This window comes from Aureimonas frigidaquae (genome assembly GCF_001463905.1).
Lineage (GTDB): Bacteria > Pseudomonadota > Alphaproteobacteria > Rhizobiales > Rhizobiaceae > Aureimonas > Aureimonas frigidaquae.
This window is the reverse complement of record NZ_BBWR01000015.1, coordinates 63,320-80,815: the sequence shown is the minus strand read 5'-3', so window position 1 is coordinate 80,815 and position 17,496 is coordinate 63,320. Positions and strand designations below refer to the sequence as shown.

Below are 17,496 nucleotides of genomic sequence, written 5' to 3'. Positions count from 1 at the left end.
GACAGACGATGATGAAGACGTTTGCGCTGAAGGGGTTGACGAGCGCCATCGCATTCTCAGCCATCGCCGGCGGGGCATCCGCGGCCGAGATCAATCTCTACACGACGCGCGAACCCGGGCTGATCGCTCCGCTCATCACCGCCTTCGAAGCGGAGTCCGGCAACAAGGTCAACACGATCTTCCTGAAGGACGGCCTGGCGGAGCGCGTCTCGAGCGAGGGCGAAAGCTCCCCCGCCGACATCCTCATGACGGTCGATTTCGGCAATCTGATCGATCTGGTCGAAAAGGGCCTGACCCAGCCGGTCGAGTCGCAGGCGCTCGAAAGCGCCATCCCGGAAAACCTCCGCGATGCCGACGGCAACTGGTTCGGCCTGTCGGCCCGGGCGCGCGTGCTCTATGCCGCCAAGGACCTCGACATCGACAGCTTCACCTATGAGGACCTGGCCGATCCGCAGTACAAGGGCAAGGTCTGCATCCGCTCCGGCCAGCACCCCTACAACACGGCCCTCTTCGCCGACTATGTCGCCCATCATGGCGTCGAGGCGACGGAGACCTGGCTGGAAGGCGTCAAGGCCAACCTTGCCCGCAAGGCCGGCGGCGGTGATCGTGACGTCGCCCGCGATATCATGGGCGGGATCTGCGACATCGGAATTGCCAATTCCTATTATGTCGGCCTGATGCGCAGCGGCGCCGGCGGCCCCGAGCAGGAGGAGTGGGGCAAGGCCATCAAGGTCGTGCTGCCGACCTTCGAGGGCGGCGGAACGCAGGTGAACATTTCCGGCGCGGCCGTGGCGCGCCATGCGCCCAATCGCGACGCCGCCGTCAGCTTCCTGGAGTTCCTGGTGTCGGAAGAAGCGCAGGAAATCTACGCCAAGGCCAACTTCGAATATCCGGTGCGCCAGGGCGTCGCCGCGGACCCGATCATCGCCTCCTTCGGCACGCTGCAGATGGACACGACGCCGCTGACGGAAATCGCCAGCCACCGCGCGCAAGCCACTGCCCTTGCGGAAAAGGTCGGCTTCGACGATTGAGGTCTGCCAAGCTTGACAGAACACGATTGCGGCGGCCCTGTGCCGCCGCAATCCTGACGGATACAGCCGATGACGATTGAGACTGCGGCCGAAGCGTCGAGCCCCGGCATATTCCGGCGATCGGGCCACCTCTTCTGGCTCGCCGCGGCAACCCTGGTGGCCGCTCTGGCGCTGATGCCCATCATCGCCCTGGCTGTGCTGGCGGCCGGTGGATCGGCCGGCGTCTGGCCGCATCTCGTCGCCAATGTCCTGCCGCGCGCCACCTGGAACACGCTCCTGCTCCTCGGCGGGGTGGGCACGCTCACCGGGCTGGTGGGATGTGGCGCGGCGTGGCTCGTCACCGCCTATGATTTCCCGCTGCGCCGCCATGTGGAATGGGCGCTTCTGCTTCCGCTGGCAGTGCCCACCTACATCGTCGCCTATGCCTATCTGGACCTTCTGCATCCGGTCGGCGCCATTCAGGGCACCATCCGCGCGATCCTGGGCTATGACAGCCCGCGTGACTTCCGCCTGCCGGATATCCGCTCCATGGCCGGGTGCATCCTCGTCATGTCGAGCGTCCTCTACCCGTATGTCTACATCACCGTCCGGGCCATGTTCATGACCCAGGCCGCCGCGCTGATCGACGTGTCGCGCACGCTGGGCTGCAGCTACACCGCCGCCTTCCGCCGCGTCGCCCTGCCCCAGGCCCGCCCGGCCGTTGCCGTCGGCATCAGCCTGGCGCTCATGGAAACGCTGAACGATATCGGCGCGTCGGAATTTCTCGGCATCCGTACGCTGACCGTGTCGATCTATTCCCAATGGGTCAATCGCACCGACCTTGCCGGTGCGGCGCAGATCGCGCTCACGCTGCTCGTCGTCGTCCTGTTCCTCATCGCCGTGGAGCGCTGGGCCCGGCGCCACCAAGCCTATGCGGCATCCGCGCAGCGCCCCCGGCGCCTGGAGCCAAAGCCCCTGCCCGGCCCTGCCGGACTTATGGCCTTGGCGGCGACGCTCCTTCCCATCACCATCGGCTTTCTCTTTCCGGCATCCTACCTGGTGCAGTCGGCCTGGCGCCGGATCGAATTTGCCGGCGTATCCCCGACCATCCTGCGGGAGGCGGCCAATACGGTGGTCATCGCCGGGGCCGGAACGCTGCTGGCGCTGGCCTTCGGGCTGATCGTCGCCTTCGCGCAGCGCCTGGCGCCCGGGCGCAGCACCCGGCTCATCGCGCGCACCGCGCTGGTCGGCTATGCCGTTCCCGGCACCGTCCTCGCCATCGGCGTGCTCTTTCCCGTCACGCTCTTCGATCGCTGGCTGGACGCCATGTGGCGAACGCAGTTCGACACCGGGCTCGGCCTTCTCGTGCTCGGCTCGGGCGGTGCGCTGGTGCTCGCCTATACGCTGCGGTTCCTGGCCATCTCGGCCGGCGGAATCGAGGCTGGCCTGTCACGCATCCCCCCGTCCCTCGACGGGGCGGCCCGCACGCTGGGCGCGACGCCGGCCCGTCTCTTGCGCCGCATCCACATTCCCATGTCCCGAACGGCGATCGCGGCCGCGGCCATCCTCATCTTCGTGGACTGCATGAAGGAACTGCCCGCGACGCTGCTTTTGCGGCCACTCAACTTCGAGACGCTGGCAACCCACCTCTACGGAGAAGCCGCCCGCGGCACCTATGAGGATGCCTCGGTGGCGGCCCTGCTCATCGTTCTGGTGGGCATGATCCCGGTTGCCGTCCTGTCACGCGTCGGCCGCAGCGACTGAGCGGGCTTCAGGCTGCAGGCAGCGTGACGCGCTGCTCCAGCCCACCCTCCGGCCGGTTGGCCAAGGCCAGCGTGCCGCCCTCCTGTTCGATGATCTCCCGCGCGATGGCAAGGCCCAGCCCGGCGCCGGGATTGGATTTGCGCCGGCCCGGATCGACCCGGAAGAAGGGCTCGAAGACCCTGGCCATCAGATCCTCCGGAATGCCCGGCCCACCATCGAGGATGCGGATCAACACCGTGTCGCCCATGCGCTCCACGTGAACCTCCGCCCCGCCGCCATGCAGGGCGGCGTTGTCCAGAAGGTTGCGCAGGGCGCGCTTGATCGCTAGGGGGCGCGTCGTCACGGTGGCGGGCTCGCGGCCCGGCACCACGGTGGCCGTGCGGCCGATCTCGCCCAGCTCGGCGGCGATGTCGCGCGTCAGCGCCCGAAGGTCGACGGGCTCACGCCCCTGCGCGCCGGCCACTTCCTCGCGCACCAGCCGGATGGCGCTGTCGGCGATGCGGTCCAGTTCTTCCAGGTCACGCAGCCAGGTTTCCCGCTCTTCCTCCGGCAGGAACTCGGCGCGCAGCCGCATGCGCGTCATCGGCGTCCTGAGGTCGTGCCCGGCGGCGGCCACCAGCCGCATGCGGCTTTCCACGGCGCTGCGCAGCCGGCCGGACAGGCGATTCAGCGCAATGGCCGTGGCGCGGACCTCCACCGGGCCGCGCTCGGCCACATGCGGCAGGAGCCCGTCCTGCCCGACGGCGCTGACGGCCTCGTCCAGCATGCGCAGCGGCCGCGTCATCATGGTGGCGGCAATCAGCGCGATGGCGAGCGCCCCCAGCGTGACCACGCCTAGATAAAAGATCAGCGGCGCCCGCGCGGAAGGCGGCGGACTGGGATAGGCGAGGAAGGCCCATGCGCCGGGCCGATACTCGAAGGCCATGCGGCGGCGGCCGGACCCGTCCTCCACGATCAGCACCGGCATGTCGATGCCCTGGCCGCCGAGGGATCGCTGGATTCCCCGTGCCTCGCGGGCCAGTTCCCCGTCCTCGGTGCCCGGCCGCGGCCCGGTCGCGATGCCGTAGCGCTGTGCGGCCGCCGGATCGTCGCGCAGCACCTGCGACACGATCCGCACCTCTTCGGCAAAGCTGTTGGCGAAGCTGCGGCGGTCCGGGCGCTCCAGCACCCACCAGCTCACCAGCGCCGCCAGGACGACGACGCCGACGATGGCCACGGTCAGAAGCAGCGCCAGGCGTGAGCGGATCGAGGTCATCCATCCTCCTGCGTGCGTTCGACGGTGACCGAGAACTGGTAGCCGCCATTGCGGACCGTCTTGAACAGCCGGAACACGCCGCCATCGCCGAACTTGCGGCGCAGGCGGCTCATCGTCACGTCGATCGTCCGGTCGAAGGGATCGGTGATGCTGCGGCCGTGCAGGAGTTCCAGCAGCGTATCGCGTGACAGGACGCGGCCCGGCCGCTCCAGAAATATCTGCAGAAGGTCGAACTCCGCGCCGGTCAGTTCCAGGTCACGGCCGGCTTCGTCCGTGACCCGGCGGCCGATCCTGTCGGCGGCAAAGCCGGCGAAGCGGTAGGTGACAGCACGCAGCTCGTCCGGCCGCTCGGTGCCGCGCCGCAGGACAGCCCGGATGCGCGCGGCAAGCTCCCGCGGGTTGAACGGCTTGCCGAGATAATCGTCCGCGCCCAGTTCCAGCCCCACGATGCGGTCGACATCCTCCTTCAGCGCGGTCAGGAGGATGATGGCAAGCTCCGGCTTTTCGTCCCGGAGCTGGCGGCAGAGGTCGAGGCCGGACCCGTCCGGCAGCATAACATCCAGGACGACGAGGTCCAGCCCGCCGGCGGCGACCTTCTGTTCGGCCTCGCGGCGGCTGCCGGCCAGTTCGGTGGCAAAGCCCTGGCTTTCGAGGTACCGGCTCAGGAGGCTGCGGATCTCCGCATCGTCATCCACCACCAGAACCCGTACGCGCGCGTCCGTCATGACAACCTCGTTGCATCTCACGCTTTCCATCTAGGCGCTCGGGCACGGTTTGGCCCCCGGAAAATTGTTGCGAAACCTTGCCGGCAGCGTCGGCGAGACGCTTTGCAACATATCGAAACCTGACGGGCGCCCTGCCGCCCGAAAGCGCCCCTAGCTCTAGGGTCGGACCAACCAAAGGAGCGAACGAACATGACTTTTCCGTCCAAGATCATCGCTGCCGGCCTTGCCGCCGCCATCGCTTTGCCGGCGGCCGCCTTTGCGCAGGATAGCCGCCCCGAGCCACAGAGCCCACGTGCCGCCCCTGCCGCCCAGGCCGGCACCCAGCCGGACGCAGCATCCGCCCGCCCCGGCGGGCGCTGGGCCGGGCAACACAGGTCGGATCGGCCTTCCGCACTCTGGAACGTCGCTTCGCGGTTGGCCGCCGCCGAACTCGCCCTCGGCATCACGCCGGAACAGCGCGATGCCTGGTCGGCCTTTTCCACCGCCGCCATCGCCTTTTCGCAGGCCGGGCGCCCGGCGCGACCCGGACCGGCGGCACCGGCCGATCCCGCGGCCGGGGATAGCGCCGATGCGGCGCAGTCGAGTACCGGCCCCTTTGCCCGGGCGGACCGGATGCTGGATCGCAGCATCGCGCGCGGGGCGGCGGCGGCCGATCTGAAGGACGCCATGTCCACGCTCGCCGCACAACTGACGCCGGAGCAGACGGCCACGGCAGAGCGGCTGCTGCGCGAGCTGCCACGCCCCGGCCATGGTGCGGGCGGCACGCACCATCACCGCCGCGGTTGATCCCGCAAAAGACCCTGGTGCAGCGCGGCTTGACCATACCCGGCCGCGCTGCCATGCCATGCCGTGAGACGGGGGAGCGGCGATGACACGACTGACCGGCATACTCTTCGACAAGGACGGAACGCTGCTGGACTTCGACGCCACCTGGGCGCCGGCCACGCGTGACGTGCTGGAAACCCTGGCCGAGGGGGACGGCGCCCTGTTCCGGCGATTGGCGCTGGCCTGCGGCCTCGATGTCGGGGCCATGACCTTCCTGCCCGGCGCGCCCATCATCGCGGGCGATACCGATGCCTATGCGCCCGTCTGGGCCGAGCTTCTCGGCTGCCCCTACGACGCCGCGTTCGAAGCGCGCGTCAACGCCCTCTATCGACAGGCGAGCCTTGCGAGCCTCAGCGGCTATGACGATGTGGCCGGGGGGATCGACGCGCTGATCGCCGCCGGATACCGGATTGGCCTTGCCACCAATGATTCCGAGGCCACGGCGCGCGCGCATCTGGACGCGCTAGGTGTCCTGGACCGGTTCGATTTCGTCGCCGGTTATGATTCCGGCCATGGCGCCAAGCCTCTGCCGGGCATGGTGCTGGCCTTCGCCGAGCATCTCGGCATCCCGCCGCAGGCCGTGGCGCTGATCGGCGATTCCACCCACGATATGGACGCGGCCCGCGCCGCGGGCGCCGAGGCCGTAGGCATTGGCCGCACGCCCGCCGCGCGCGAGGCGCTCAGCGGGCATGCGGATATGATCGTCCCGGATCTGGCGGAGCTGATCCGCCATCTCGCGGGCCGTGAGCGTCAGCCGTTGCGCGACGGGCGCAGCGCATAGGCACCGTCGCCGGCCAGCGCCAGCGCCACCAGCGCGACGATCCACAGGGCCAGATATTCCCAGCCGCCACCGGCATTGGTGAAGAAGAAGCCGGCCGGCCCATGCACCGTCACGATGGCGCCGAGCAGCACGGGTACGAGCACCAGCGCGGCGACCCGCGTCATGATGCCGAGGATCAGCGCCACGCCGCCGATAAGCTCGACCGCGATGGTCAGGTAGGCCAGGACGCCCGGAAGGCCGAGGCTCTCGAAGAACTGGGCGGTGCCCGCCGGCGTGAAGACGAAGATCTTCAGCCCGACATGCGCCAGGAACAGAAGGCCCAGCGTGACCCGCAGCAAAAAGAGCCCATAAGGCGCGGTACGTGTGTCGATCATTGGTTTCAAACTCCGATAAAGCGGGCGCACCATCGCCCTGCCGTCCCCCGTGATGTCGCCTCTTTCGCTTTGTTTGAGAATGGGCAAAGATGGCATAGGCTTTCACACCAAGAGGAATAAGTGCCCGATCAGCTCCGCTCCATGGAAGTCTTTGCCAAGGTTGTCACCACCGGGAGCTTTTCGGCGGCCGGGCGGGCGATGAACCTGTCGCAGACCATGGTAACCAAGCACATCGCGGCGCTGGAGGCGCGGCTTGGCGTGCAGCTCCTGCGGCGGACCACCCAGCGCGTCACGCCGACGGAAGCCGGCCAGCGCTATGCGCAGGCCTGCGAGCGCATCCTGGAAGAGGTGCGGGAGGCCGACAGCATCGCCAGCGCCGACCGGGTGGAGCCGCAGGGCACGCTGCGCCTGAGCGCACCGCTGGCCTTCGGGCTGCGGGAACTGGCCGCCATCCTGCCCGCCTACATGGCGCGCTACCCGGACGTCACGCTCGACGTGGATTACAACGACCGCTTCGTCGACATTTTGAGCGAGGGTTTCGATCTTGCCATTCGCATCGGCCGCCTGGCCGATTCCAGCCTGACCGCCCGGCGGCTCGCGCCCTGCCGCATGATGCTGTGCGCTGCCCCGTCCTATATCGAGCGGCACGGAGCACCGCAGACCCTCAGCGCGCTCGCCGCGCACAACTGCCTCGGCTACACCCTGTCGGCGACGACCGGTGCAGGCCAATGGAGTTTCGGCCGCGATGGCGAATCCGTCGTGAAAATATCCGGCAGTCTGCGCGCCACGAGCGGGGATGCCTTGGTTGCGGCAGCCGTGGCCGGCATCGGCCTCGTCTACCAGCCGACCTTCCTGGTTGGAGATGCCGTGCGCAGCGGCGCGCTCCGTGCCCTGCAGCTCGACCGGCCGTGCATGCACCTCAACGGCGTCCATGCCGTTTGGCCGGCGACACGGCATCCATCGGCCAAGATGCGCACGATGATCGACCACCTTACCAGCCTGTGGGGCGCTCGTCCCCCGTGGGACCGGGACCTGCCGGATCTATAACTCCCGGTGTGAACCACTATGCCAGATGCATTCTTGCTCACACGCGTCCCGAGGGCCATATCGAAGCCGAACACAGGATCGGACAGAAAGAGAACAAAACATGGAAATCGTCGACCATCCGCGTGACGCACCCTTGAGCATCGGCCGCGTGGCGCTTGCCGTGCGCGATCTGCCGGCCATGTCGCGCTTCTACCAGGAGATTATCGGCCTCGAGCCGACCGGCGACGGGACGGAGGGCGTTACGCTCGGCGTCGACGGCGTGCCGCTGATCGAACTCGTCTCCCGGCCCGACGCCAAGGCGGACGACCCGGCAGAGGCAGGCCTGTTCCACACGGCGTTCCTGATGCCGGACCGTGAGTCCCTTGCCGAATGGGCTGCCGAGATGGCGGTGCGCCGTGGCGTGGCGATCGAGGGCGCCTCGGACCACCTCGTCAGCGAGGCTTTCTACCTGTCCGATCCGGAAGGCAACGGCGTCGAGGTCTATGCCGACCGGCCGCCGGCCGCCTGGCACTGGACGAACGGACAGGTGGAAATGGCGACGCGCGCCTTGAACCTGAACAGCCTGTTCGAAGAGGTCGACCTGTCGGAGCCGCTGTGGGACGGCGCGCCCGAGGGCACCGCCATCGGCCATATCCATCTGCGTGTCGGAGACCTGGCGCAGAGCGACCGTTTCTACCGGGAGGTTGTCGGCTTCGATCTCACCACGACCTATCCCGGCGCGCATTTCCTGTCGACCGGGCACTATCACCACCATGTCGGCACCAATGTCTGGCAGAGCGCCGGGTCGGGCCCTCGCCAGGACAGGACGGGCCTCCTCTGGTTCGAATTGTTGGATCGGCGCCCGGATGCCACGCCCCGCGAGCTGGTGGACCCCTGGGGAACGCGCGTCCGCTTCGTTCGTCCGAGCTGACGGATCAGGCAGGCTCGTCGGCGAAGACATGCCCGTGGCGCACCGCGACGACGCCGCGCGCGCCACGGGTGACTTCGGTGTCCGGCCGCACGTCAAACTCCAGCGTGTCGCCCGTATCGGCCACGGCGATCAGCCGTCGGCTGTCCGGCCGGTCGAGGACTTGCCGTATGGTGACGGGCAGGCCTTCGCCGCTCGTCGCATAGGCAACGTCGCGCGGACGCACGAACAGCGCCGCCTTGCCGTCCCGAAGGTTCGGCGCCGGGAGTGACAGGCCACTGAGCCGGGCAACGCCGTTCGACACGTCCACCGGAAGGCGGTTCGTATCGCCCAGAAACTGCATGACGAAGGCATTGGCCGGACGGCGCGTCACCTCTTCCGGCGTGCCGCGCTGGACGATCCGCCCGCCATTCAGGATCACCACCTCGTCGGCCAGATCCAGCGCCTCTTCCTGATCGTGGGTGACGAAGAGCGTGGTGATGCCGAGTTCGTCGTGAATGTCGCGCAGCCACCGGCGCAGATCGCGACGCACTGCTGCGTCGAGTGCGCCGAAAGGCTCGTCCAGGAGCAGGACGCGCGGGTCCACGGCCAGCGCGCGGGCAAGCGCCACGCGTTGGCGCTGACCGCCGGAAATCTGGTTGGGGAAGCGGTCCTGCAGGCCGGAAAGCTGCACCAGCCCGAGAAGCTCATCGACACGCGCGGCGATGGTCTGCCGGTCGGCCCGCTTGCCGCGCCGGCTTTCGATGCCGAAGGCGATATTCTCCTGCACCGTCATATGCGGAAAGAGAGCATAATGCTGGAACACGAAGCCCACGCCACGATCGCGGATCGGGATATGGGTGGCATCCTGCGTGCCGAAATGGATCTGCCCGGAATCGGGAAACTCCAGCCCCGCAACCATGCGCAGAATGGTCGTCTTGCCGGAGCCCGACGGGCCGAGCAGCGCCACCAGGCGGCCGCTTTCGATGTCCAGCGTGACCCCGTGCACGGCACGGAAGGTGCGGAAACTTTTGGTCACGGTGTCGAGGCGGATCTTCATTTACGCGGTTCCCCCTTGGGTGGCGGCGGCCTGCGGGCGGGTGCGGCGCCCTGCCCCGCGCGCCTCCAGAAACACCTTGATGACGAGTGTCACGAGCGCCAGGACTGTCAGGATGGAAGCGGCCGCGAAGGCGCCCACCGTGTTGTAGTCGTGATAGAGCAGTTCGATATGCAGGGGCAGCGTGTTGGTCTGGCCCCGGATATTGCCGGACACGACCGATACGGCGCCGAATTCGCCCATCACCCGCGCATTGCACAGGACCACGCCATACAGGAGCGCCCAGCGGATGTTCGGCAGGGTCACGCGCAGGAAGGTGCGCAGCCCGCCGGCGCCGAGCGAGGTCGCCGCCTCTTCCAGATCACGCCCCTGGGCTTGCATGAGCGGGATCAGCTCGCGCGCCACGAAGGGCGCCGTCACGAACATCGAGGCCAGAACGATGCCGGGCAGCGCGAAGAGGATCTTCACATTCGCATCCATGAGCACATCGCCGAACAAGCCCTGCAGCCCGTAGACGAAGAGATAGGCGATGCCGGCCACGATGGGCGAGATGGAGAAGGGAATCTCGATCAGGACGATCAGCGCCCGCCGCCCCGGAAAGTCGAACTTCGTCACCGCCCAGGCGGCAGCGATGCCGAACGCCGTATTGATCGGCACGGCGATCAGCGCCGTGACCACCGTCAGGAAAATCGCATGCAGCGTATCGGCCTGCCCGATCGTGGCGGCGAAGTAGGGCAAGCCCTGCGCGAAGGCCTGCGCGAAGATGACGCCGAGCGGCAGGACGACAAGCACAAGCGCCATCAGGAGCACGCCGGCGATCAGGAGCCGCCGGAACAGCGGCGCATCGCCGATCCGCGGCAGGCGGTGATCTGCCTTCATCAGCCACGCTCCGTATAGCGCAGGGCCCGGGCCTGCAGAATGTTGGTGATCGCCAGCATGACGAAGGCCGCAAACAGCATGACGGAGGCGATCGCCGCCGTGGCGGGGTAGTCGTATTCCTCCAGCCGGATGAAGGCCAGGAGCGCCGTGATCTCGGTATGGAAGGGCTGGTTGCCGGCAATGAAGATGATCGCGCCGAACTCGCCCAGCGAGCGGGCAAAGGACAAAGACGTGCCTGCCAGCAGCGCCGGCGCGAGAAGCGGCAGGATGACCTTGGCGAAGATCCGCCCCTCGCCCGCGCCGAGCGACAGGGCGGCCTCTTCCAGCGCGGGATCCAGATCCTCGAGCACCGGCTGCACGGTCCTCACCACGAAGGGAAGGCTGGTGAAGGTCATGGCGATCATGATGCCGAGCGGCGTGTAGACGACCGGGATGCCGAGATCGGACAAAGGACCGCCGAGCCAGCCATTGCTGGCGAAGAGCGTCGTGAGCGCAATGCCCGCCACCGCCGTCGGCAGCGCGAAGGGCAGATCGACGATCGCGTCCAGGATGCGGCGGCCGGGAAAGCGGTAGCGTGTGATGACCCAGGCGAGCGCCAGCCCGAACACCAGGTTGACGGCCGTCGCGCCCAGCGCCGTCAATACGGTTACGCGGTAGCTCGCCAGCGCACGCGGCGCCGAGACGATCTGCCAGTAGGCTTCCGGGCCAAGACTCGCGGCCTTGAAGATCAGCGCGCCCAGCGGCAGGCAGACGATGATCGAAATATACAGAAGGGTGAAGCCGAGGCTCAATCCGAACCCCGGCAGGACACGGCGTGACACGGGACCGGCGACCTCCTTGAAATGCGCAACGGTCGCGGCCGGCATGTGCCGGCCGCGACCGTTCAGCGGGCAAGCCTCTTTAGCGGCTGCCGTAGATGCGGTCGAGGGTTCCGCCCGATGCAAAATGTTCGGCCTGCACCTTGTCCCAGCCCCCGAAGACGGCATCCACCGTCAAGAGCCGGACATCGGGGAAGGCAGATGCGAACTCGGCGGCGACGGCCTCGTCATGCACGCGGTTGCCGTTTTCGGCCAGGATGCGCTGGCCCTGTGGCGTGTACAGGAAGTCGAGATAGGCCTTGGCGAGGTCCGCGCTGCCCCGGCGCTCGACGACGCGGTCGACGACCGCCACCGGGAACTCGGCCAGAAGGCTGACGGAGGGCACGACTGTATCGAAGCGCTCCGTCCCGAATTCCCGCTCGATGCCACGGGTTTCCGCTTCGAAGGTGATCAGCACGTCGCCCAGCTCGCGCTCGACGAAGGTCGTCGTCGCGGCACGGCCGCCCGTGTCGAAGACGGGAACGTTGTCGAACAGCTTGGACACGAAGGCCTCGACCTTTTCCTGGTCGCCGTCGAAGGCCTCCAGAGCGTAGGCCGTCGCCGCCAGATAGGTGTAGCGCGCATTGCCGGAGGTCTTCGGATTGGGGAAGATCACCTGCACGTCGTCGCGCACCAGGTCGTTCCAGTCGCGGATATTCTTGGGGTTGCCCTCACGTACCAGGAAGGCCGGGAGCGAATAATAGGGCGAGGCACCGTTGGGGAATTCCTGCGCCCACTCGGCCGATACGAAGCCGGCTTTGGCCAGAATGTCCACATCCGTCACCTGGTTGAAGGTGACGACATCCGCTTCCAGCCCTTCCAGGATGGAGCGCGCCTGGCGCGAGGAGCCGCCATGCGACTGGTCGATGGTCACGTCCTTGCCGGTCGCTTCCTTATAAGCCGCCGCGAAGGCCGGATTGACTGATTCGAAGAGTTCGCGGGACACATCGTAGGATGCATTCAGAAGGCTGGTTGCCTCCTGCGCCCGGGCCCCGCCCAGCATGGACAGGACCAGAGCGGCGGACAGGAGCATGGTCTTGGATGTCATCGCAGGGGGGCCTTTCGCGTATAGGGAGTGTCTTACCTCCTTATCGCAATTCGCCGCCCCGGCCCGCCAGGCAGAGGGTTGCGTCCGGCAGCGCCTGACGGAACCAATCTTGCGCCATGGCGTGCGCAGGCGGATGAATCGTCCTTCCGCTCAGGCGCCGGTCAGGGCGGCCACGATCTGGCGCATATTGTTGTGGAACATCTCCACATAGGTCGGCGCCGGGCCATCCGGCCCGGACAGCGCGTCCGAGAAGAGCGTTCCGCCGACAACAGCTCCGCTTTCCCGCGTGATCTGGTCGATCAGCCGCCGATCGGAAATGTTCTCCACGAAGACCGCGGCGATCTTTTCGTCGCGGATCTGCTTGATGATCCTGGCGACATCCGCGGCAGAGGCTTCCGACTCGGTGGAAACCCCTTCCGGCGCGATGAAATCGATCCCGTAGGCGTTCGCGAAATAGCCGAAGGCATCGTGCGAGGTCACGACCTTGCGGTGCTCCGGCGGAATCTTGGCGAGCGCCGCCCGCAGTTCGGCGTCGAGCGCGGTGAGCGCGCCGATATAGGCCTCGCTGCGCTGACGGTAGGCCTCGGCATGCGCGGGATCGGCCGCCTCCAGCCCGGCGGCGATGTTCCTGGCATAGACGATGCCATTGGACAGATCCTGCCAGGCATGCGGATCGTTCGGGCCGTGATCGTGGCCATGCGCGGCATGATCGTGATCATGAGCATGCGCCTCTTCGTCATGGCCATGCGCATGGTCTTCATGCGCCTCTTCGTCATGGGCCTGCGCATGATCCTCATGCGCCTCCCCCTCCTCCTCGGAGCCGGCGATGGGCGTGATGCCGTCCGATGCCACGACGCGCGGCCCCTTGAAGCCGGAGGCTTCCACCAGCCGCGGCATCCAGCCTTCCAGGCCCAGCCCGTTCTCGACCACCAGATCGGCATCGGCCAGCGCCCGCGTGTCGCGCGGCGACGGCTGGAAGACGTGGGCATCGCCGTCCGGTCCCACGAGCGTCTGCACGACGACGTCGTCGCCGCCGATCTGCCGGACCATGTCGCCCAGGATGGAGAAGCTCGCGACGACCCGAATGGGCTCGGCATGGGCCGCAGTCGGCAGCCACGATGCGGCCGTAAGGAGGATTGCGGTGATACAGGTTTTGCTCATGACCCGTTCCCTGGCGCTCTTGGCGCAGTCAATGGTGGATATGACGGAGTTGGACCGTGCGGGTCAGGATGCTGTCGAAGCGTCCGAACAGGACCGACACGGCGTAGATGGCGGCGGCCGACAGGATGATCGACGGCGAGGCCGGCATGGCGTGATGATAGGAAAGGAGAAGCCCGGCGAGCGACGAGGTGATCCCGATCACCATGGCGACCAGCATCTGACCCGCAACGGTTTCGGCCCAGAAGCGGCTTGCCGCGGCGGGCAGCATCATGATGCCGACCACCATGAGCGTTCCAAGCGCCTGGAACCCCCCCACGAGGTTCAGGACGACGAGACAGATGAAGATCATGTGGGTCAGCCCGCCGCCGCCGCCGACCGAGCGCAGGAAGCCCGGATCGAGGCATTCGGCGACCATCGGGCGGTAGAGGACCGACAGGATCAGGAGTGTTGCCGTGGCGATGCCGGCGATCAGGAGGATCGCCGCGTCGTCGAGCCCGAGCACGGTGCCGAACAGGACGTTGAGAAGGTCGATGTTGGACCCGTGCACCGAAACCAGAAGAACCCCGAGCCCGAGCGAGGCGAGGTAGAAGGCGGCAAAGCTCGCATCCTCACGCAAGGCTGTGAAGCGCGAGACGAGGCCGGCCAGGAGCGCCACGGCAAGGCCGGAAACGAGGCCGCCGATCGTCATCGCCGCCAGCGAGAAGCCAGCCACCATGAAGCCGACCGCCGCGCCCGGAAGGATGGCGTGGCTCATCGCATCGCCGACAAGGCTCATGCGGCGCAGGACGAGCAGCACACCCAAGGGGCAGGCGCCGAGGGACAGCGCAAGGCAGCCCGTCAGGGCACGCATCATGAAGCCGTATTCGACGAACGGCCCGATCAGGACATCCCACATCAAGCGGCAGCCCGCGAATAGGGATCCTCGACCCAGTGTTCGCTCAAGGCACGGGCCTCATGCAGCTTATCGCGCGTCACGACGGTATCTGTCTTGCCCCACGCCACCACCTCGCGGGCAATGAGCAGGCTGCGCGGGAAGTGCTGCTGCACCAGTTCCAGATCATGCAGGACGGCGATGATGGTCCGCCCCTCGCCGTGCCAGCGCGCCACCACGTCCAGAAGGTCCATCGTGGTGCGCATGTCGATTGCGGTAAAGGGCTCGTCCAGCAAGAGGACGCGCGCATCCTGGACCAGCATGCGCGCGAAGAGCGCGCGCTGGAGCTGCCCGCCCGACAGGGTCGAAATGGCGCGGCGCTCGAAGCCGCCGAGCCCGACCGCCTCGATCGCGGCCTGGACTTGCTCTAGGCTCCCGCCGGCGATCCGGCGCAACAGGCCCATCCGGCGGTAGGTGCCGAGCGCGACCAGATCCTGGACGTCGATGGGGAAACTGCGGTCGAGATCCCCGATCTGGGGAAGATAGGCGATGTCGCGCCGGTCGATTCCATGCAGGCGCACCGAGCCGGAGGATGGCCGCACGAGCCCCATGATACCCTTGAGAAGGGTCGACTTGCCGGCCCCGTTCGGTCCGACGACCGCCGTCAACGATCCCGCCTCGAAGCTGCCCGAGGCGTGGTGCACGGCGGGCTGGCGCCGATAGGCGAGCGTCAGATCGGTGAGGGTGATGATCGGGCTTGTCATGCGAACCAGCCGAGCGCAAGCGCCACGCAGAACCACATCAGCATCAAGGGCGGCAGCACCAGCGCAAGCCGCCCAAGAGCCGACATGCGCAGTACGGACGGGGCCTGGCGGTGTCTTGCGGGGCGGCTCGGGGGCATGGAACGGACTGTCCGGAAGGGCTGATCGCCAATTGGTTATAACATTACACCCAATCTTTCAAGCGTGTTTGCCGCACTGCGAAGCTCTTAACCATCTGGGCGAAAAGACGGCGAAAGGCGGGCGCTGTCACATATTGCGATGCAACGAACCGCTATATGAATCGTTTAAATGGCCTGACAGGGTTCGTTCATATGGGCAGAATGATGGAAAAGCCGCACAGAAAGACGTTGCTGCTGGGGATCCTCGCTGCTGCGGGGATCGTCTTTACGCAATTGCCGGTCGAGGAGGTCCAGGCCTGGGCTGTCCCGCAGAGCCCGAGCTTCGTACCGGACACGGTCACGCTCGAGGCTGCATCCCTCCCCCGGGACGTGCTGCCCGGGGTGAGCCTCGTCTCTGTCTTCCAGGAAGGTGACAGGGTCGTCTACGCTTATGACGCGACCGCGCCGCTGGATACGCGGCGCGAGAAGCAGGTCGCGCTGGAACAGCGCTGCGCCGTCTGGAAGCGCGCGCTCCTGCGCGGCGACGTCGCCGAGCTGGAGCACCGCTATCATGGCGAGGGTCAGGCGCGAACCTTCTTCATCCGCCGCGCCGATTGCCGCTGAGGCAGCCCGTCAGTTCCGGCCGGTCCACCCCGCCTCCAGGCGGATGGCGGCCGCGCGCCGATGGCCTTCCAGTCCTTCGCGCGCGCTCTGCCGCACCGCATGCGGGGCCACGGCCGACACGCCGGCATCCTCGAGCCACTGATGCGTGGCGACCTTGAGGTAGGAGCCGACCCACAGTCCACCCGTATAACGCCCCGCCCCCATGGTCGGCAGCGTGTGGTTGGTGCCGCAGCACTTGTCACTATAGACGACGCTCGCCTTCGGACCGATGAAGAGCGAGCCGTAGGAAGACAGCTTCGCTGCCAGTTCCTGCGGCGCGGCAGTGTGGATCTGCAGATGCTCGGCCGCGATCTGGTCCGAATAGGCGATCATCGCAGCCTCATTGGGCACGAGGGCGATTTCCCCGTAGCTGTCCCATGCCGCCGCCGCGACGGATGCCGTCGACAGGGTGGCGAGCTGCTCGGCCACCTGCGCTTCCACCGCATGCGCCAGCCGCTCCGAGGTGGTGATGAGCCCGACGCGTGTGCGCACATCGTGCTCGGCCTGAGCCAGGAGGTCCGTCGCGATCGTTGCGGCATCGCCCGTATCGTCGGCCAGAATGTAGATCTCGCTCGGCCCGGCAAGCTGGTCGATGCCCACCGGGCCGAAGACCTGCCGCTTGGCCTCGTTCACATAGGCATTGCCCGGGCCCACGATCTTGTCGACCCCGGGAACGCTGGCCGTGCCATAGGCCATGGCGGCGATGGCCTGCGCGCCGCCGATGCGGAAGATGCGCGTCGCCCCCGACAGATGGCAGCCGGCCACCATGGCCTGATGCGCCGTCGGCGGAAGGCAGGCGACGATTTCGGCGCAGCCTGCCACCGTTGCCGGAACGATGGTCATGACCGGCGCAGACAGGAGCGGATAGCGCCCGCCGGGCACATAGGCGCCGACCCGGCGGATCGGAATGATCCGATGGCCGAGATGCAGGCCCGGCAGGGTTTCGATCTCGAGCGGCAGCATGGTGTCGCGCTGCGCCTGCGCGAAGCGGCGCACCTGCTCGATGGCGAATTCCATGTCCTCGCGCGCTTCCGGGTCGAGCGCATCGACGGCGGCCTGCTTTTCCGCCGCGCTCACCTCGAAACGTTCCGGCGCCGCGCCGTCGAAGCGCATGCTGTAGCGCCGGACGGCGTCGTCCCCCTCCCGCGCGACATCCGAAAGGATGGTCCGGACCGTGGACTCGATCTCCGTTCCCTCCACCGTGGCCGGCGCCTTCGGCGCGCGGATGTGGACAAGGCCTGCACTCTGGGGATTTGCGGACATGAAACCGTTGCTCGCGCTGGGAATGACGGATCGGAAGCTGTCACCGGAGGCCGGCCGTGCCAATCCGACTCCCATGCCCTGTTGAATATACGCACCAGTGAGCTCACAATGCTGCCGAAAACTTGTGCGCCGCGAAATCTGCCGGTCGCA

The 17,496-nt window shown here is 67.3% G+C and carries 18 protein-coding genes; 7 read left to right on the top strand and 11 right to left on the bottom strand.

Going from position 1 to position 17,496, the window contains the following annotated elements; all coding sequences use genetic code 11:
* The first annotated feature begins 8 nt into the window (after window positions 1-8).
* Both AUL30_RS14735 and AUL30_RS14730 read left to right on the top strand, forming a co-directional pair.
* Window positions 9-1,031 carry a Fe(3+) ABC transporter substrate-binding protein gene (locus AUL30_RS14735; protein WP_062228659.1) on the top strand — a complete coding sequence of 341 codons (1,023 nt, stop codon included), beginning with the start codon at window positions 9-11 and terminating at the stop codon, window positions 1,029-1,031.
* 69 nt (window positions 1,032-1,100) lie between these two features.
* The gene (locus AUL30_RS14730; protein ID WP_083507959.1) at window positions 1,101-2,774 is read left to right on the top strand and encodes an ABC transporter permease; all 1,674 of its coding nucleotides are present in this window, start codon (window positions 1,101-1,103) and stop codon (window positions 2,772-2,774) included.
* Between the two features lie 7 nt (window positions 2,775-2,781).
* Here AUL30_RS14730 and AUL30_RS14725 read toward each other — a convergent pair whose 3' ends face one another.
* Together AUL30_RS14725 and AUL30_RS14720 are read right to left on the bottom strand one after the other, a co-directional pair.
* Window positions 2,782-4,029 (bottom strand): ATP-binding protein, encoded by a 1,248-nt coding sequence (locus AUL30_RS14725; RefSeq protein ID WP_062228658.1) that lies wholly within the window; start codon window positions 4,027-4,029, stop codon window positions 2,782-2,784.
* On the bottom strand, window positions 4,026-4,754 hold the full coding sequence (locus AUL30_RS14720) for a response regulator transcription factor (RefSeq protein WP_062228657.1): 729 nt from the start codon (window positions 4,752-4,754) through the stop codon (window positions 4,026-4,028). Before AUL30_RS14720 ends, AUL30_RS14725 begins: the two co-directional genes overlap by 4 nt.
* Window positions 4,755-4,943: 189 nt before the next feature.
* Between AUL30_RS14720 and AUL30_RS14715 the strand changes: the two genes are divergently transcribed.
* Both AUL30_RS14715 and AUL30_RS14710 read left to right on the top strand, forming a co-directional pair.
* Entirely contained in the window at window positions 4,944-5,540 is a 597-nt protein-coding gene (locus tag AUL30_RS14715; RefSeq protein ID WP_062228656.1) for a Spy/CpxP family protein refolding chaperone, read from the top strand.
* Window positions 5,541-5,622: 82 nt separating this feature from the next.
* Complete coding sequence (locus AUL30_RS14710; RefSeq protein WP_062228655.1) at window positions 5,623-6,360, top strand: HAD family hydrolase; 738 nt, start codon at window positions 5,623-5,625, stop codon at window positions 6,358-6,360.
* Here the strand turns inward: AUL30_RS14710 and AUL30_RS14705 are convergent.
* On the bottom strand, window positions 6,330-6,734 hold the full coding sequence (locus AUL30_RS14705) for a DoxX family protein (protein ID WP_062228654.1): 405 nt from the start codon (window positions 6,732-6,734) through the stop codon (window positions 6,330-6,332). The genes AUL30_RS14710 and AUL30_RS14705 overlap by 31 nt on opposite strands.
* 120 nt (window positions 6,735-6,854) lie before the next feature.
* Here AUL30_RS14705 and AUL30_RS14700 point away from each other — a divergent pair, with 120 nt between their 5' ends.
* Together AUL30_RS14700 and AUL30_RS14695 are read left to right on the top strand one after the other, a co-directional pair.
* On the top strand, window positions 6,855-7,781 hold the full coding sequence (locus tag AUL30_RS14700; protein ID WP_062228653.1) for a LysR family transcriptional regulator: 927 nt from the start codon (window positions 6,855-6,857) through the stop codon (window positions 7,779-7,781).
* Between the two features lie 100 nt (window positions 7,782-7,881).
* Complete coding sequence (locus AUL30_RS14695; protein ID WP_062228652.1) at window positions 7,882-8,691, top strand: VOC family protein; 810 nt, start codon at window positions 7,882-7,884, stop codon at window positions 8,689-8,691.
* 4 nt (window positions 8,692-8,695) lie between these two features.
* Here AUL30_RS14695 and AUL30_RS14690 read toward each other — a convergent pair whose 3' ends face one another.
* From AUL30_RS14690 to AUL30_RS14660, 7 genes are all read right to left on the bottom strand, one after another.
* Window positions 8,696-9,727 (bottom strand): sulfate/molybdate ABC transporter ATP-binding protein, encoded by a 1,032-nt coding sequence (locus tag AUL30_RS14690; RefSeq protein WP_062228651.1) that lies wholly within the window; start codon window positions 9,725-9,727, stop codon window positions 8,696-8,698.
* Complete coding sequence (cysW, locus tag AUL30_RS14685) at window positions 9,728-10,603, bottom strand: sulfate ABC transporter permease subunit CysW (RefSeq protein WP_062228650.1); 876 nt, start codon at window positions 10,601-10,603, stop codon at window positions 9,728-9,730.
* The gene (cysT, locus tag AUL30_RS14680; RefSeq protein WP_062228649.1) at window positions 10,603-11,469 is read right to left on the bottom strand and encodes a sulfate ABC transporter permease subunit CysT; all 867 of its coding nucleotides are present in this window, start codon (window positions 11,467-11,469) and stop codon (window positions 10,603-10,605) included. Before cysT ends, cysW begins: the two co-directional genes overlap by 1 nt.
* Before the next feature lie 34 nt (window positions 11,470-11,503).
* Entirely contained in the window at window positions 11,504-12,508 is a 1,005-nt protein-coding gene (locus AUL30_RS14675) for a sulfate ABC transporter substrate-binding protein (RefSeq protein WP_062228648.1), read from the bottom strand.
* A 150-nt stretch (window positions 12,509-12,658) separates the two neighbouring features.
* Window positions 12,659-13,669: a metal ABC transporter substrate-binding protein gene (locus tag AUL30_RS14670; RefSeq protein WP_062228647.1), complete on the bottom strand. Its 1,011-nt coding sequence runs from the start codon at window positions 13,667-13,669 to the stop codon at window positions 12,659-12,661.
* Window positions 13,670-13,697: 28 nt separating this feature from the next.
* Window positions 13,698-14,564, bottom strand: a complete 867-nt coding sequence (locus AUL30_RS14665) for a metal ABC transporter permease (RefSeq protein WP_062228646.1) — start codon at window positions 14,562-14,564, stop codon at window positions 13,698-13,700.
* A complete protein-coding gene (locus AUL30_RS14660; protein WP_062228645.1) occupies window positions 14,564-15,304 on the bottom strand; it encodes a metal ABC transporter ATP-binding protein in 741 nt (246 codons plus the stop codon). Before AUL30_RS14660 ends, AUL30_RS14665 begins: the two co-directional genes overlap by 1 nt.
* A gap of 365 nt (window positions 15,305-15,669) precedes the next feature.
* Between AUL30_RS14660 and AUL30_RS14655 the strand changes: the two genes are divergently transcribed.
* A complete protein-coding gene (locus AUL30_RS14655; protein WP_157070187.1) occupies window positions 15,670-16,044 on the top strand; it encodes a hypothetical protein in 375 nt (124 codons plus the stop codon).
* 9 nt (window positions 16,045-16,053) lie between these two features.
* Here the strand turns inward: AUL30_RS14655 and hisD are convergent, their stop codons facing one another.
* Window positions 16,054-17,346 carry a histidinol dehydrogenase gene (hisD, locus tag AUL30_RS14650; RefSeq protein ID WP_062228692.1) on the bottom strand — a complete coding sequence of 431 codons (1,293 nt, stop codon included), beginning with the start codon at window positions 17,344-17,346 and terminating at the stop codon, window positions 16,054-16,056.
* Between the last annotated feature and the right edge of the window lie 150 nt (window positions 17,347-17,496).